We start from the raw sequence: 13,098 nt of genomic DNA, 5'->3' as shown, positions 1-13,098 counted from the left end.
GAACTGATGACGATGATCTCGTGCCGTTCGCCGACGCGGCCCCGCCCCCTCGCGAGACAGACTCGGCTCGTGAACGAGATCTGGGACTTCATCGAAAGAAACCCGATGGCGGCCGTGATCGCCGGCGGGGAGATCGGTTTCTGGGTCGCCATCCTCGCCGGCCTCGTGGCCCGCTATCCGCTCAAGCTCAAGCGCACCGGTGTCGCGCTGCTGCTCCTGACCCCGGTGATCGACATCGTGGTGCTGGTCGCGACCGTCATCGATCTGCGCAACGGGGCCACGGCGAACTTCGTGCACGGCCTCGCCGCGGTGTACCTGGGCTTCAGCGTGGTGTTCGGGCATTCGATGATCAAATGGGCCGACGTGCGGTTCGCGCACCGGTTCGCGGGCGGGCCGCCACCGCCGCCCAAGCCGAGGGGCCGGGAGCAGCGGCGCGCCGAATGGCGTGACTGGTTCAAATGCGTGCTGGCCTGCGGGCTGGCCGCCGGGGTGCTGCTCCTGCTGATCGTCATGGCGGGCGGCACCGCGCAGGCCGACCCGTTGTGGGGCTGGCTGCCACGGCTGGGGGTCGTGACCGCCATCTGGTTCGCCACGGGGCCGCTGTGGCAGGAGTTCTCACCCAAGGACCGGGTCGGGGAAGGGGCACGACGATGATCGAACTGCTGGGGATCCTGCTGCTGGTGCAGGGCGGTGGTGGACTGATCAACCGGTTGCTGGGGAGTACGAACCCGAGCTGGTTCGTCCAGCTGCACCTTCTCCCGCCGGGGATGCACGTGGTGGCGAGCGCGCTGATGGTGGCCGCGGGCGTGGCGGTGCTGTTCGCCGAACGCGCCCGCAAGGGGCGCCGGTCAGAGTGAGACGAGCACCTGCAGGACCCCGAGGACGATGGTGACGACCGTCAGCACGACGGTCACCACGGTGAGCCGCGTGACCCGCGCGCTCACCGTGTTCTCGTAGGCGTACCTGGTCTCCTCGTCCATCGCCTCGGCCTGGCGGTCGAGCTGCGCGATGATCCGCTCCACGCCCATGCTGGTGACCAGCCGGCGCTCCAGGGAATCGATCTCGGGCGGCAGCACCGAATGCAGCATTTCGAGGATGTCGTCGAGCGAGCCGCGCAGCAGCCGGGTGCGGCTCCCGGTCTGCTTCATCGACGCCAGCCACTGGTCGGCCAGCGCCATCCGGATGAGGACGCGTTCGAGGATGAAGAGCATCCCGTGGTCGAGCCCGCCGATCTCGCTGTCGATGCCGAAATACGGTTCGGCGTCGCCGAACGGGCCGCGCATCAGCTCGGCCTGGTGCTCGACGTATTCGGAATCCTTGCTGTTGAGGCAGACGATCCCGCCCGCCATCGTGTACGCGGCGACGAAGGACCGCGTGCCCCACGACGGGCCGAGCGCGTCCCTGGCGACCTCGCGGGGCACGAACCGCCAGCCCTCGTCGCTGGTCGCCATCCCGTAGAACGGCCGGGGATCGGCGGCGACCCGCTGGGCGGGCGGATGCCCGTCGTGGGACCGCAGTTCGACGCACCAGCCCTTGCGGCCGAGCCCTTCGGAGAGGTCGCAACCCCTGGTCAGGTCCTCGAAGACGTGGGTGACGGCCTTGAGGAGCGAAGGGAACGTCTTCTCGCCGTAGCGGCCGTGCAGCCCTTTCTCCCCGTTCGACGTCTCCCGGCCCTGAAGGCTTTGCAGGATCGCGATGGCGAGGTCGAACTCGGCGGAGGGCCCGTCCGCCGCCGCGCCGGTGATCGTGGTGGCGAGGACCAGCGTCATCGCGTGGTAGGCGGGATGCCAGGTGACGACGAGTTCGCACGGCAGGCCGGTCTCGCCGACGCGGATCGCGAGCCTGCGTTTGCGCAGCACCCGTCTTCGCGGTGGTGTCGTGTAACTGGCCAGGAAATTCTCCGCCGCCGTCCACTCGTCGCCGAGTTTCCCGTCGAGGTGGGCCAGCAGGCCGCGGTCCCGTCCGCCGTCCAGTACCTTCCCGGCCTCCCGCTCCGACAGCGGGACCGCCCACGCGAAGGTGAGGAGCACCGCGGTCATGGGCGGCGCAGCACCGTGATCAGGTCCCGGCCGAGATGGCGGCGCAGCGGGCCGGAGGCGTTGACGAGTTCGTCGCGGTCGATGTGCTCGTCGGCAGGGCCGAGATCGTCGAGGACGTGGTACGTCCATTCCCACTCGGTGCGCCAGCCCGCTTCGGCCGCGTCGGCGGCGATCTCCGCCGGGTCCAGATGGCGCACCGGGAGCGCCGGGCCGCCGTCCTGCAGTGCTTGGTCGAACTCTTCGCGCGATACCCGGCGTGAGCGGACTTCGTCGCCTGCTTCGACGCTGTCGAGGCTGAACGTGCCCTGCCCGATCGGCGACCGGCTGTAGGCGAGCACCAGTACGCCGCCGGGCGCGGTGATCCCGGCCAGCCGCCGCAGGATCGGTCCGACGTCCGGCGTCGGCACGTGCTGGATGACGTGACTGCACATCACGAGGTCGTACGGGCCGCCGTCCAAATCCGTGATCGGCGAGACGGCGAAGGAGAACTCGGTGTCTTCGACGACGGTCTCGCGTGCCTTGGCCAGCCGGTCCGGGTCGGGATCCGCGGCGGTGACGTCGGCGGAGAACCGGGCGAGCCAGGGGAGAAGGCGGCCTTCGCCGCAGCCGGCGTCGAGCGCCTTGACCCGCTCGCGCGGGGGGAGGATCTCGGTGAGCCGTTCGGCGACCTTCCCGAGCGCGCGGTCCTCGCTGGCCGTCCAGTAGCCGTCGTAGGGTTCGTGCCGTCGGATGAACACACCGGTGACGTGGTCGCCGGCGTCCGGGTAGCGGTAGCCCTCGGTCAGCACAGTCGCGAATATAGCCCGGATTCGTGGCTTCTCCGGTGCTCCGCGCGGGATTACCATGAGTCATGGCCACCGGGCCTGTCGCGCTGTACGCCGTGGTCGCCGTGGCGCCTTCGGTTCTTTTCTGGTGCGCGCTGAAGGTGCCGGCCGGGCTGCGGTGGTGGCGCGGCCGCCGTCGACCCGAACTCCCGGCCGGGCCGCCCATCGAGAAACTCGCCGCCGATCTCCGCCGGGTGCACCGGCAGCTGGCGGAGCTTCCGTCCGGCGCCTCCGCCGTCCGCCGGTACGGCACCAGGCAGGCGTACGACGCGCTGCTCGTCCAGGCCTGCCGGGAGGTCGAGGTCGAGCACCGGCTGGCCGAGCTGCCGGAGGGTTTCGACCGGGAGATCGAACGGCTGCGCGTCGAGGAATCCCTGGCCGAGCGCGGGCTTTCCGTGTCCTGAAGCGGTTTGTATCGAAAGTATGCGCGCGGCCGGGAGGCTCGCGGGCATGAAGAGGCTGGGACTTCTCGCTTCACTCCTGCTGGTGTTCGCGTTCATCCCGGGCGTGGCCTCCGCCGCGGCCGCCTTCCCGAAGATGGACGCGGCCACGGTCGACGGTTTCCGCTGGACCTCCGGTTCGAGCTTCGGCACCTACGGCGCCCGGATCGCCGCGCTGGAGAACCACCTTCCGGCACGCGGGCTGCCGGAGATCCTGTCGTCGGCGAACCGGAAGGCGCGGCCGCTGTGCCACGCCACGTATCTCGCGGCGGCGCTGAACCCGGCGGGATTCTGCTGGGAAGACGCCAACGACGACAAGACCAACGACTGGATCCCGCAGGGACTGACCGGTTCCGGCGACGCCGACGCGGCGACCGGGAAGGTCGGCGGCAAACGGGTGGTGGCGACGTCCTGGCACACTCCCGGCGACACCATGGTTCGTCTGTCCTTTGTGGACGCGACCGGGCTGGGCTACCGGCACGTGCTGCTCGTCGAACCGACGTCGAACGACAACTTCGCCGTCGTGCAAGGGCACGGGCACGGCATGACGTGGATCGGGAACCGGCTGTTCGTCGCGACCACCGGGGGAGTGGTGCGGGTCTTCGACACCACGCACTTCTGGAAGGTCGACGACAGCTCCGGCGTCGTCGGCAAGGGTTCGGACGGCAAGTACCACGCGGCGTTCTACGACTACGCGATGCCGCAGATCGGCGCCTACTGGTACCCCGGCGGCGGTGGCTGCACCAACGCGCCCGGGATCCGGCCGTGTCTCGCGACGATGTCGTTCGACCACAGTGACGGCTCGATCGTGACGTCGGAGCACATCCCGAACGCGGCGGGCGGCCGGGTGCTGCGGTGGCCGTTCGACCGCGCGACCGGGCTGCCCAAGCTGTCGGCCGACGGCACCGTGCACGCGAAGGAAGGCTTCGTGTCGCCGGTGTGGGGCATGCAGGGAGCGGTGGCACGCAACGGATATTTCGTGCTGACCGGTGTGTGTCCCGAGTACGCCGGGGTGGCGGGTGACCATCCTTCGTGCCTGCACGGCGGGGTCGGCGGCACTTCGACGTCGCGGCTGAGCGGCCGGGCGCCGGTGAACTCGCAGAACCTGTCGTACTGGCCGGCGACGGGGGAGCTGTGGCTGATGAACGAGCAGCTACGGGAGCGGGTCACCGTCCACGTCCCGTGGACCACCTTGACGGGGAGGTCGTGAGTGGTAGCGACTTGGCCTCGTCCCGCTGTCGTGGTGGAGCCGATGTCGGCGAGTGGGGAGGATTTGGGACGTTCAGTGTCCGGAATCTTCCCCACTCGGCAGCGAACCGGGTCGTGCGAGCTTGATCAACGGAAGATCGGGGACATTGAGTGTCCCTGATCCTCCGTTGATCAAGCTCCGAGACCCGAGCGACCCCTCGACGACCGTCCTTACCACTCACGAGATCACGGGGTGAAGTCCCAGCGGGTGGCGCCATGGGGTTCGGCGCCCGCCACGCCGATGGCCCGGCGCAGGGCGAGGCGGTACAGATACCAGGGCGGGGCGCCCGCGCTGGGCGCGCTGAAGGGAGCGGTGAGCGCGTCGCCCTCCACCGTCGCGGGCCAGCCGCCCGTCCGGTAGACCGCCGCGACCCGTTCCAGTGTCGCCGGATCGGTGACCCGGTGCGCCTCGCCCTCCATCGTGAGGTCGATTCCCCGCAGCCGCACCGAAACGGCGCACGCCGGGTTCGCGGCCAGGTTGCGGGACCGGCGGGTGCCCGGCCCGCCTTTGAAGTACAGGACGTCGTCCACCCAGACGGCGCCGACGCCCGCCGAATGCGGACGTCCGTCGGGGCGCACGGTGGTCACGAAGAAGGTCAGGTCGGCGGTCGGGGTGTCCTCGGCGAGGACGTCCCGCGCGCGGCTCCAGGGGAGTTCCGCGGATCCGTAGCGGTCGAGGTTCTTGGTGGCGTGAGGTTTCGTCATACCCACGCGTCGAACGGGCGGGCCGCGATTCGACACCGGACGCGAAAAACCCCGCCACCGAAAACGGTGACGGGGTTTTCCGTGAACCCTGGGCTCAGTCCAGATAGTCGCGCAGCACTTGCGAACGCGACGGGTGACGCAGCTTCGACATCGTCTTCGACTCGATCTGCCGGATGCGCTCACGGGTCACCCCGTACACCTGGCCGATCTCGTCGAGCGTGCGCGGCTGGCCGTCGGTGAGGCCGAACCGCAGCCGCACCACTCCCGCCTCACGTTCGGACAGCGTCTGCAGCACCGACTGGAGCTGGTCCTGCAGCAGCGTGAACGACACCGCGTCGACCGCGACGACGGCCTCGGAGTCTTCGATGAAGTCACCGAGCTGCGAGTCGCCCTCGTCGCCGATGGTCTGGTCGAGCGAGATCGGCTCACGGGCGTACTGCTGGATCTCGAGGACCTTCTCCGGGGAGATGTCCATTTCCTTCGCGAGCTCTTCGGGGGTGGGCTCGCGACCGAGGTCCTGCAGCAGTTCACGCTGTATGCGGCCGAGCTTGTTGATGACCTCGACCATGTGCACCGGGATACGGATGGTGCGGGCCTGGTCGGCCATCGCGCGGGTGATCGCCTGACGGATCCACCAGGTGGCGTACGTGGAGAACTTGTAGCCCTTGGTGTAGTCGAACTTCTCGACCGCGCGGATCAGGCCGAGGTTGCCCTCCTGGATCAGGTCCAGGAACGCCATGCCACGGCCGGTGTAGCGCTTGGCCAGCGAGACCACGAGCCGGAGGTTCGCCTCCAGGAGGTGGTTCTTCGCCCGCTCACCGTCGCGCACGATCCACTTGAGGTCGCGCCGCATCTGGGTGACGAGCTTCTCGCCCTCCTCCTCGGCGTTGCGGACGCGCTCGGCGGCGTAGAGCCCGGCCTCGATGCGCTTGGCGAGCTCCACCTCCTCCTCGGCGTTCAGCAGGGCGACCTTGCCGATCTGCTTGAGGTACGCGCGGACCGAGTCGGCCGAAGCGGTGAGCTCGGCGTCCTTGCGGGCCTGGCGCAGCGCCTCGGACTCTTCCTCGTCCCAGACGAAGTCCGGGTTGTCGGAAGTCTTTCCGGCGTTCTTGTCGGTCGACGTGCGGCGCCCGCGGGCGGGCGTCTCTTCGACGTCCTCCTCGGACTCCGCGTCCTCGTCCGTCTCCTCGGTGACGGAAGCGTCGACGACATCCACCTCGACCTCTTCGAGGTCGGACAGATCCGGGGTCTCGAGGTCGGCCTCGTCGAGGTCGCCGGGACCGTCTTCCGGGTCGCCGTCTTCGGTCTTCGCACCCTTGGTGCTGGGTTTCTTGGCCGGAGCCTTCTTCGCCGGGGCCTTCTTCGCGCCGGCCGCCTTGGCGGCGGTCTTGCGCGCCGCGGGCTTCGCCGCGTCGGTGGCTGCCTCGTCGGCCGGCTCGCCGGCTGCGGTCGCTGTCTTCGTCCCGCTTCGGGTTGCGGTTCTTGCGGCTGCCACTTACGCCCTTTCGCAGCGGTCGATCATGACGAGCCGAGGCGTGATGGTCTCGGCTGCCTCAAACTTCGGGGAACACCCCTCGGCCTGCGGTTTCCCTCGTTCTCGTGAGTGCCGCCGCCGGGGGCCGTGTTCCATTGTAACGACGATACGTGACAGCGTCGCGGCGCGGACCACCGACCGGCGGGCGCGACACGCCGTGCGACGCGCCGAAGTGACATCCGCGGGGTGGATGTCAGCGCGGTCGCGTCAGTGCTCGATGCCCTCCGCCGCGGCGGCCGCCGCGCCGACGATGCCCGCGTTGTTCTGCAGCGACGCGACGATCACCGGGGTGCGGATGTCCAGCAGCGGGACCCATTTGTGCGACTTCTTGCTGACCCCGCCGCCGACGATGAACAGATCCGGCCAGATCAGGTTTTCCAGCACGGAGAGATACCTGTTCACCCGTTCCGCCCATTCGGGATACGACAGGTCCTCGTTGTCCTTCACCGACGCCGCGGCCTTCTTCTCCGCGTCGAAGCCGTCGACCTCGATGTGGCCGAACTCGGTGTTGGGCACGAGCTTGCCGTCCTGGAAGACCGCGCTGCCGATACCGGTGCCGAAGGTCAGCAGCGCCGTCACGCCGCGCCGCGCCACGGGGTCGCCCCAGCGGATCTCGGCCATACCGGCGGCGTCCGCGTCGTTGAGCATCGCGATGTCGTCGACGCCGCGGCCGAGACGCTTGGCGAACAGGGCGTCGGCGTCGGTGCCGATCCACTTGCGGTCGATGTTGGCCGCGGTGTGCGCGACCCCCTTCTTGACCACCGCGGGCAGCGTGACACCCACCGGGCCGTCCCAGCCCGCCTGGCCGGTGATCTCGGCGACGACGTCCGCCACCGCCTCCGGGGTCGACGGCTTCGGCGTGTCGATGCGGATCCGGTCGCCGATCAGCTGTCCCTGCGCCAAGTCCACCAGCGCGCCCTTGATCCCGCTGCCGCCGATGTCGATACCGAACCCTCGGGTCGCCTCCACCACGGACGTGGTCCCTTCTCGCACGATTCAGAAGCCTGCCTCGGAGACTTTAACCGGATGTGGTGACATGGCGGACGTGGGAGTTGACGAGACGTTGCTGAAGGGTGTCGCCGAGCGTGTCGCGGGCGAAGCCGCCGAACTGGTCCACGAGGCCTGGACCGGGATGAACGCGGGCCGCGAGGTGCGCGTGGACACCAAATCCGCCGACACCGACGTGGTGACCGCCGTGGACCACGAGTCGGAACGGCTGGTGCGCGCCCGGCTCGCCGAACTGCGCCCGGACGACGCCGTGCTCGGCGAGGAGGGCGGGGGCGTCGCCGGTGACGGCGTGACGTGGGTGGTCGACCCGATCGACGGGACGGTGAACTTCCTCTACGGGCTGCCCTGGTTCGCCGTGTCGGTGGCCGCGCAGGTCGGCGGGGTGTCGGTGGCGGGCGCCGTCGTCGAACCGGTCAGCGGGCGCCGCTGGACCGCCGCGCGGGGGCAGGGCGCGTTCCTCGACGGGCGGCCGCTGTCGGTCAACGCCCCTTCCCGGCTGGACCTGACGCTCGTCGGTACCGGATTCGCCTACAAGGTGGAACGGCGGACGAAACAGGCCCGGTTCGTCGCGGAACTGGCGACGCGGGTGCGGGACGTCCGGCGCAACGGGGCCGCCTCGCTGGACCTGTGCGCCGTCGCGGCGGGCTGGCTGGACGCCTACGTCGAACACGGCCTCGGGCACTGGGACTGGGCCGCCGGCGCGCTCATCGCGGCCGAGGCGGGCGCTCGGGTGTCGTTGCCGGGCGAGGACGCGGAACTGGGGCCGGACGCGACGTTCGCGGTGGCGCCGTCGATCGCTGCTCCGTTGCGTCAGGCGCTGCTGGAGTCGGGTGTGGGCACGATCTGAATGCCATGAAAGGTCCTTTCCTTGCAAATTTTGCAAGGAAAGGACCTTTCATAGCGCTTGAGAGAGCCTCAGCAGGGGGCTTCGCGGGCGGCCTTCAGCAGCGCCTGGTCGATCACCGGGGCACCGCCGCCCGCGGACTGCTCACCGCCGCCGCTGCCCTGCTGCGCCTTCGACCACTTCGTGAGCTGGTCGAGGACCTGGCGCGCCTCCGCCTTCGGGCGGATGTCGCCGAGCAGGGTGCCGGTGGTGAGCGTGACCGAAGCGTCCTTGCGGTTGTCCTTGACCAGTTCGGCGCACGGGACCACCAGGCTCAGCGTGCGGGCCGCGGCGGCGCCGTTCTCACCGAAGCGGATCTGGCCGCGGCATTTGGCTTCCGCGTTCTTGTAGGCCGGGTCGACGTCCGGCTCGACGATCTGGGAGAAACCGAGTTCCCGGAGAGTGCTGGTGACGATGCCGCCCTGCCCGCGCACCTGGGATCCGTTCAGCACCTGGACGGCGACCTTGTCCGGCGGGACCGGCGCGCGGTCGTCGAGACCGTTGTGCGCCAGCGGCGTGTAGGTGACACCCTGCTGCGGCACGGGCGGCGGATCGCAGCGGACCCTGGCGTCGACGTCGGATTTGCTCGCGACGACGTTCACCCAGACGATCACCGCGCCGAGCGCCATCACCCCGATGACGATGAGCGCGGGCAGCGGCTTGTGCTTGCGATACGGCCTCGCCCCGCGGTCCCCGATGCCGTTCCCCGACGCCACCTGCCAGTCCCTTCCCCAAAGCCCGGATCCCCGGACGGTGCTTCATCTCACCATCGTGTCCGATCAGCCTATGCGTTGCGGCGCGGATGATCGGCGCGGGCCTCCGGATAGCACCACGCGATGGCCACTCCGGGCAAGCAGCCGGGCCCAAGGGGTGAGGTACCCGACGCGGGGGCAACCCATTCGGACGACAGGCGTCTTGACAGCAGGGTTCCCCCTGTTGGGTGACGTAATCGCAGCAATGTCTGACTCGTTGCAGAGCCGGTATCGACGTGAGCTACCCTTCGCGGGCTCAGGCGGCAGTAAGAGGCGCAAAAGAGAGACCTCGCTCACTGCCCAGCCGGGCACAAACAGGGGCGCTGGGACGTTAACCAGCGGCACGAAGGACTCACGAGCCGCGCGCTCGCGGGTCCGGGCCATCTGACATCGAAAGCATCGCAGGGGTGAGGGACTAATGGCGACCGACTACGACGCTCCGCGCCGCAGCGAAGCCGACGAGCTGGCCGAAGACTCGTTGGAAGAGCTGAAGGCAAGGCGTAACGAAAACCAGTCCGGCGTCGTGGACGTCGACGAGGACGCGACCGCCGAGAACTTCGAGCTGCCGGGCGCGGACCTCTCCGGACTTTCCGGGGAGGACCTGACCGTCAAGGTCGTGCCCAAGCAGGCCGACGAGTTCACCTGCTCCGTCTGCTTCCTGGTGCACCACCGCAGCAGGCTCGCGGAGGAGAGTGGCGGCCGGCTCATCTGCCGTGACTGCGCCTGAGCCTACGGGCACAGGGGACGGCGCGACAGGGGCTTCGGGGACTGAAACAGGAACAAAGGGGGCCGACCGGATGGTCGGCCCCCTTTCTGTGTCTAGGACTTCGAGGCGGGGTGGCGGAGCAGCGCGGCCACCTTCTCCGGATGCCGGGTGCTGAACAGCCAGTACGGCGTCGGGTCGTCGGGGTCGGTGAGCCAGACCCGCACGACCGGGCCGACCCAGCCCCGGTGCAGCACGAACGCCGCCGGATCGGCGTCGCGGCCGAGCGCCTTGCGCTTCGCTTCCTTGTCGATGACGTCGACGTCTCCGACGAACTTGAGCGGCAGATGCGCGTCGCGCAGCCACAGCTCCGGCTCGGCGCCGCCGGTCACCCGGACGCGAGACCGGCCGAGCGAGACCATCAGCGCGATCACCGCGGGGATCAGCACCACGTACGGCAGCCATCCGCGGAGCCCGGGGTAGCCCATGTCGATCTCCGCCGCCAGCAGCCCGCCGCCCAGCAGCGGCAACGGCCAGCCCCACCACGGGACATAGAGCCGCTCTGAATGCTTGACGTCGCCGCCTTCGGCCGCGCTCACACTTTCAACCACCTCTTCAGGGTAGTCTCGCCGCCCGTGTCCACCGTTCAGGTACTGCTTTCCCGGATCGATCCTTCGGTCCCCCTCCCCGCCTACGCGCGCCCCGGCGACGCGGGCGCCGACCTCGTCACCACCTCGGATCTCGTGCTCGCGCCCGGTGAACGCGGCGTGGTCGGCACGGGGGTCGCGATCGCGCTGCCGCCCGGGTACGCGGGCTTCGTCCACCCGCGCTCGGGTCTCGCCGCCCGCGTCGGCCTCTCGGTCGTCAACACCCCCGGCACGATCGACTCCGGGTACCGCGGTGAGATCCGCGTCTGCCTGATCAACCATGATCTCTCCGAGAAGGTCGTGCTCACCCGCGGCGACCGGATCGCCCAGCTGGTCGTGCAACGGGTCGAACAGGCCGAGTTCGTCGAGGTCGCCGAGCTCGAGCCGTCCGAGCGCGGCGAGGGAGGGTATGGCTCCACGGGCGGACACGCCACACTGGGAGCCGGAGCCAGGGAAGGAACGGAGAACTAGTGGGGATTTTCGGACGCAAGCGCGCGAAGCCGACCGGACGGCACGCCGCGCCCGAGGTCGACGAGCGTCCAGTTGCCGACGACGCCGACGAAGAGATCGAGTCGCAGCTGTCGGAGACCTCCGACGGCCCCTTCGACCTCGCCGACGCGCCCGAGGACGGCATCCCGAGGATCGACCTCGGCTCGGTGAAGGTGCCGGTGCCCGACGGTTCCCAGGTCCAGGTCGAGATGGACCCGGAGAGCGGCGGCGTCCGCGCGGTGCACGTCGTCACCGAACAGGGCCAGATCACCGTCAGCGGCTACGCGGCACCGCGGTCCGGCGGCCTGTGGAAGGACGTCAGCACCGAGCTCACCGAGCAGCTGCGGGCCGACGGCGCCAAGGTCTCGGTCGGCATGGGGGAGTGGGGGCTGGAGCTGTCGGCGATCGTCGGCGACGTCGCGCTGCGGTTCGTCGGGGTCGACGGCCCGCGCTGGATGCTCCGCGGCGTCATCGCCGGGCCGCAGTCGCAGGCGTCGCAGGCGCCCGCCGTGCTGCGGGAGATCGTGCGGCACACCATCGTCGACCGCGGTGACGCGCCGATGCCGGTCCGCACCCCGCTGACCATCACGCTGCCCGACGCCGTCGCGCAGCACATCGCCGAGCAGCAGGGCTAGCGGGCTTTCAGCCAGGCCAGCACGGTCGCCCGGCCCAGTGACTCCCGGTCCGCGCCGAGGGCGGTGAGCGTCGACTCGCCGACCTCGGCGCGCGGCAGGGCGTCCGCCCAGGCGCGGGCGACCTCCGCCGGATGGATCGGATCGTCCACGCACGCGCCGATCCCCACGGGCACGTCGAGACCCTCGAGGTCTTCGAGTGACGGCGCGGGATGGGCCGCCGCCGTGCGCAGGCTCGACGCCAGTCCGTCGCCGTGCCGCCGCCACGCGCGGCCGAGTTCCGCCGCGAGCCACTCCGGGACGCCGTCGGAGGATTTCGCCAGCGCGCCGTCGACCCCGTTTTCGTCCACCAGATCCGCTGACAGCCGAGCGGCGAGCGACGCGGGTGCTCGCCCGGCCGGGCCGTTCCAGGCCGGGAGCGCGGCCAGCAGGCCGGTGCAGCGGCCCGGATTCCGTGCCGCCCACTCCGCCGAGAGGTGCGCGCCGAACGAGATGCCGCCGACGAGCAGGGGACCGTGCTCGTCGGCGAGCCGGTCCAGCTCCTCGAGATAGCCCTCCGCGAGCCGCTCGCCAGGGGGCGGGGGAGGGGCGAGCAACCGGATGCCGAGTGCCCGCAGCGGACCGCCGAACACGGCGCGCACGAACACTTCGTCGGACCCGGTGCCGGGGAGTACTACTGCCGTCGTAGGCGGAATAGCGGAGGTCACGTTGCGATCTTCTCCCAAACCCGTTGTCCTGGTCCGAGCACAGTTACGCTGGATTACGCACGGGCCGTTCAAGTCGGGGGCCCCGGAGCACAGGAGCACCGTTATGTCCGCCAAAGACGGCGGCTACTTCAGCCGGCTGGTCCGCAAGCTGACCAGCGACGTCGAGGATCTCGACGCCGACGATCTGTCCGAAAAATCCGAGGCCGGCGGAGCGCAGCGCGCCTGCGACTGCCGGTCGGGTCAAGAGGTGACGGTGCTCGGCAGACTCCGCAGCGTGGAGCTCTGCCCGACCAACGAGGCGGCGACCCTGCAGGCCGAGCTGTTCGACGGCACACAGGGTGTGACGCTAATCTGGCTCGGACGCCGCCGGATCCCCGGAATCGAACCCGGGCGAACCATCAAGGTGCGCGGCCGGATGGCCGAACGTGATGGTCAGAAGGTGCTTTACAACCCCTATTACGAACTTCAGAGCCCTGTGAGTTGATCC

General features: G+C 69.8%; 17 protein-coding genes. 9 read left to right on the top strand and 8 right to left on the bottom strand.

Features of this window, described 5'->3' with window-relative positions; translation table 11 throughout:
• The first annotated feature begins 69 nt into the window (after positions 1-69).
• Together AJAP_RS25610 and AJAP_RS25605 are read left to right on the top strand one after the other, a co-directional pair.
• Positions 70-654, top strand: a complete 585-nt coding sequence (locus AJAP_RS25610) for a hypothetical protein (protein WP_038515825.1) — start codon at positions 70-72, stop codon at positions 652-654.
• Positions 651-857, top strand: coding sequence for a hypothetical protein (locus tag AJAP_RS25605; RefSeq protein ID WP_038515822.1), 207 nt, complete (start codon positions 651-653; stop codon positions 855-857). Before AJAP_RS25610 ends, AJAP_RS25605 begins: the two co-directional genes overlap by 4 nt.
• Here AJAP_RS25605 and AJAP_RS25600 read toward each other — a convergent pair.
• Both AJAP_RS25600 and AJAP_RS25595 read right to left on the bottom strand, forming a co-directional pair.
• A complete protein-coding gene (locus tag AJAP_RS25600) occupies positions 849-2,039 on the bottom strand; it encodes a hypothetical protein (protein ID WP_038515819.1) in 1,191 nt (396 codons plus the stop codon). The two genes, AJAP_RS25605 and AJAP_RS25600, sit on opposite strands and share 9 nt — an antisense overlap.
• Positions 2,036-2,827, bottom strand: coding sequence for a class I SAM-dependent methyltransferase (locus AJAP_RS25595; protein WP_038515816.1), 792 nt, complete (start codon positions 2,825-2,827; stop codon positions 2,036-2,038). The genes AJAP_RS25600 and AJAP_RS25595 overlap by 4 nt, the downstream gene beginning before the upstream one ends.
• 62 nt (positions 2,828-2,889) lie before the next feature.
• Between AJAP_RS25595 and AJAP_RS25590 the strand changes: the two genes are divergently transcribed.
• Positions 2,890-3,267, top strand: coding sequence for a hypothetical protein (locus tag AJAP_RS25590; protein ID WP_038515814.1), 378 nt, complete (start codon positions 2,890-2,892; stop codon positions 3,265-3,267).
• Positions 3,268-3,313: 46 nt separating this feature from the next.
• Positions 3,314-4,513, top strand: coding sequence for a hypothetical protein (locus AJAP_RS25585; RefSeq protein ID WP_228694582.1), 1,200 nt, complete (start codon positions 3,314-3,316; stop codon positions 4,511-4,513).
• A gap of 224 nt (positions 4,514-4,737) precedes the next feature.
• On the opposite strand, the gene AJAP_RS25580 is transcribed toward AJAP_RS25585, so the two are convergent.
• The 3 genes from AJAP_RS25580 to ppgK form a co-directional block, all read right to left on the bottom strand.
• Complete coding sequence (locus AJAP_RS25580) at positions 4,738-5,256, bottom strand: pyridoxamine 5'-phosphate oxidase family protein (RefSeq protein WP_038515810.1); 519 nt, start codon at positions 5,254-5,256, stop codon at positions 4,738-4,740.
• Positions 5,257-5,350: 94 nt separating this feature from the next.
• Positions 5,351-6,751 (bottom strand): RNA polymerase sigma factor, encoded by a 1,401-nt coding sequence (locus AJAP_RS25575; RefSeq protein WP_038515808.1) that lies wholly within the window; start codon positions 6,749-6,751, stop codon positions 5,351-5,353.
• Positions 6,752-6,997: 246 nt separating this feature from the next.
• Positions 6,998-7,759 carry a polyphosphate--glucose phosphotransferase gene (gene ppgK / locus AJAP_RS25570; RefSeq protein ID WP_038515806.1) on the bottom strand — a complete coding sequence of 254 codons (762 nt, stop codon included), beginning with the start codon at positions 7,757-7,759 and terminating at the stop codon, positions 6,998-7,000.
• A 67-nt stretch (positions 7,760-7,826) separates the two neighbouring features.
• On the opposite strand from ppgK, the gene AJAP_RS25565 reads away from it, so the two are divergent.
• Complete coding sequence (locus tag AJAP_RS25565; protein WP_038515804.1) at positions 7,827-8,645, top strand: inositol monophosphatase family protein; 819 nt, start codon at positions 7,827-7,829, stop codon at positions 8,643-8,645.
• Positions 8,646-8,713: 68 nt separating this feature from the next.
• On the opposite strand, the gene cei is transcribed toward AJAP_RS25565, so the two are convergent.
• Positions 8,714-9,397: an envelope integrity protein Cei gene (cei, locus tag AJAP_RS25560; RefSeq protein WP_038515802.1), complete on the bottom strand. Its 684-nt coding sequence runs from the start codon at positions 9,395-9,397 to the stop codon at positions 8,714-8,716.
• Between the two features lie 454 nt (positions 9,398-9,851).
• Here cei and AJAP_RS25555 point away from each other — a divergent pair, with 454 nt between their 5' ends.
• Positions 9,852-10,160 (top strand): DUF4193 domain-containing protein, encoded by a 309-nt coding sequence (locus AJAP_RS25555; RefSeq protein ID WP_005164528.1) that lies wholly within the window; start codon positions 9,852-9,854, stop codon positions 10,158-10,160.
• Between the two features lie 92 nt (positions 10,161-10,252).
• Here AJAP_RS25555 and AJAP_RS25550 read toward each other — a convergent pair whose 3' ends face one another.
• The gene (locus AJAP_RS25550) at positions 10,253-10,747 is read right to left on the bottom strand and encodes a DUF3093 domain-containing protein (protein ID WP_051972591.1); all 495 of its coding nucleotides are present in this window, start codon (positions 10,745-10,747) and stop codon (positions 10,253-10,255) included.
• Between the two features lie 24 nt (positions 10,748-10,771).
• Here AJAP_RS25550 and dut point away from each other — a divergent pair, with 24 nt between their 5' ends.
• The gene (gene dut, locus AJAP_RS25545; RefSeq protein WP_007033571.1) at positions 10,772-11,254 is read left to right on the top strand and encodes a dUTP diphosphatase; all 483 of its coding nucleotides are present in this window, start codon (positions 10,772-10,774) and stop codon (positions 11,252-11,254) included.
• Complete coding sequence (locus AJAP_RS25540) at positions 11,254-11,907, top strand: DUF3710 domain-containing protein (protein ID WP_037343736.1); 654 nt, start codon at positions 11,254-11,256, stop codon at positions 11,905-11,907. The genes dut and AJAP_RS25540 overlap by 1 nt, the downstream gene beginning before the upstream one ends.
• Here AJAP_RS25540 and AJAP_RS25535 read toward each other — a convergent pair.
• Positions 11,904-12,611, bottom strand: coding sequence for an alpha/beta fold hydrolase (locus tag AJAP_RS25535; RefSeq protein WP_179948470.1), 708 nt, complete (start codon positions 12,609-12,611; stop codon positions 11,904-11,906). The genes AJAP_RS25540 and AJAP_RS25535 overlap by 4 nt on opposite strands.
• Before the next feature lie 103 nt (positions 12,612-12,714).
• Here AJAP_RS25535 and AJAP_RS25530 point away from each other — a divergent pair, with 103 nt between their 5' ends.
• Positions 12,715-13,095: an OB-fold nucleic acid binding domain-containing protein gene (locus AJAP_RS25530; protein WP_034316985.1), complete on the top strand. Its 381-nt coding sequence runs from the start codon at positions 12,715-12,717 to the stop codon at positions 13,093-13,095.
• Positions 13,096-13,098 lie beyond the last annotated feature (3 nt).

The sequence above is a fragment of the Amycolatopsis japonica genome, from assembly GCF_000732925.1.
Taxonomy (GTDB): domain Bacteria; phylum Actinomycetota; class Actinomycetes; order Mycobacteriales; family Pseudonocardiaceae; genus Amycolatopsis; species Amycolatopsis japonica.
This window is presented reverse-complemented; position numbering and strand designations above follow the sequence as displayed.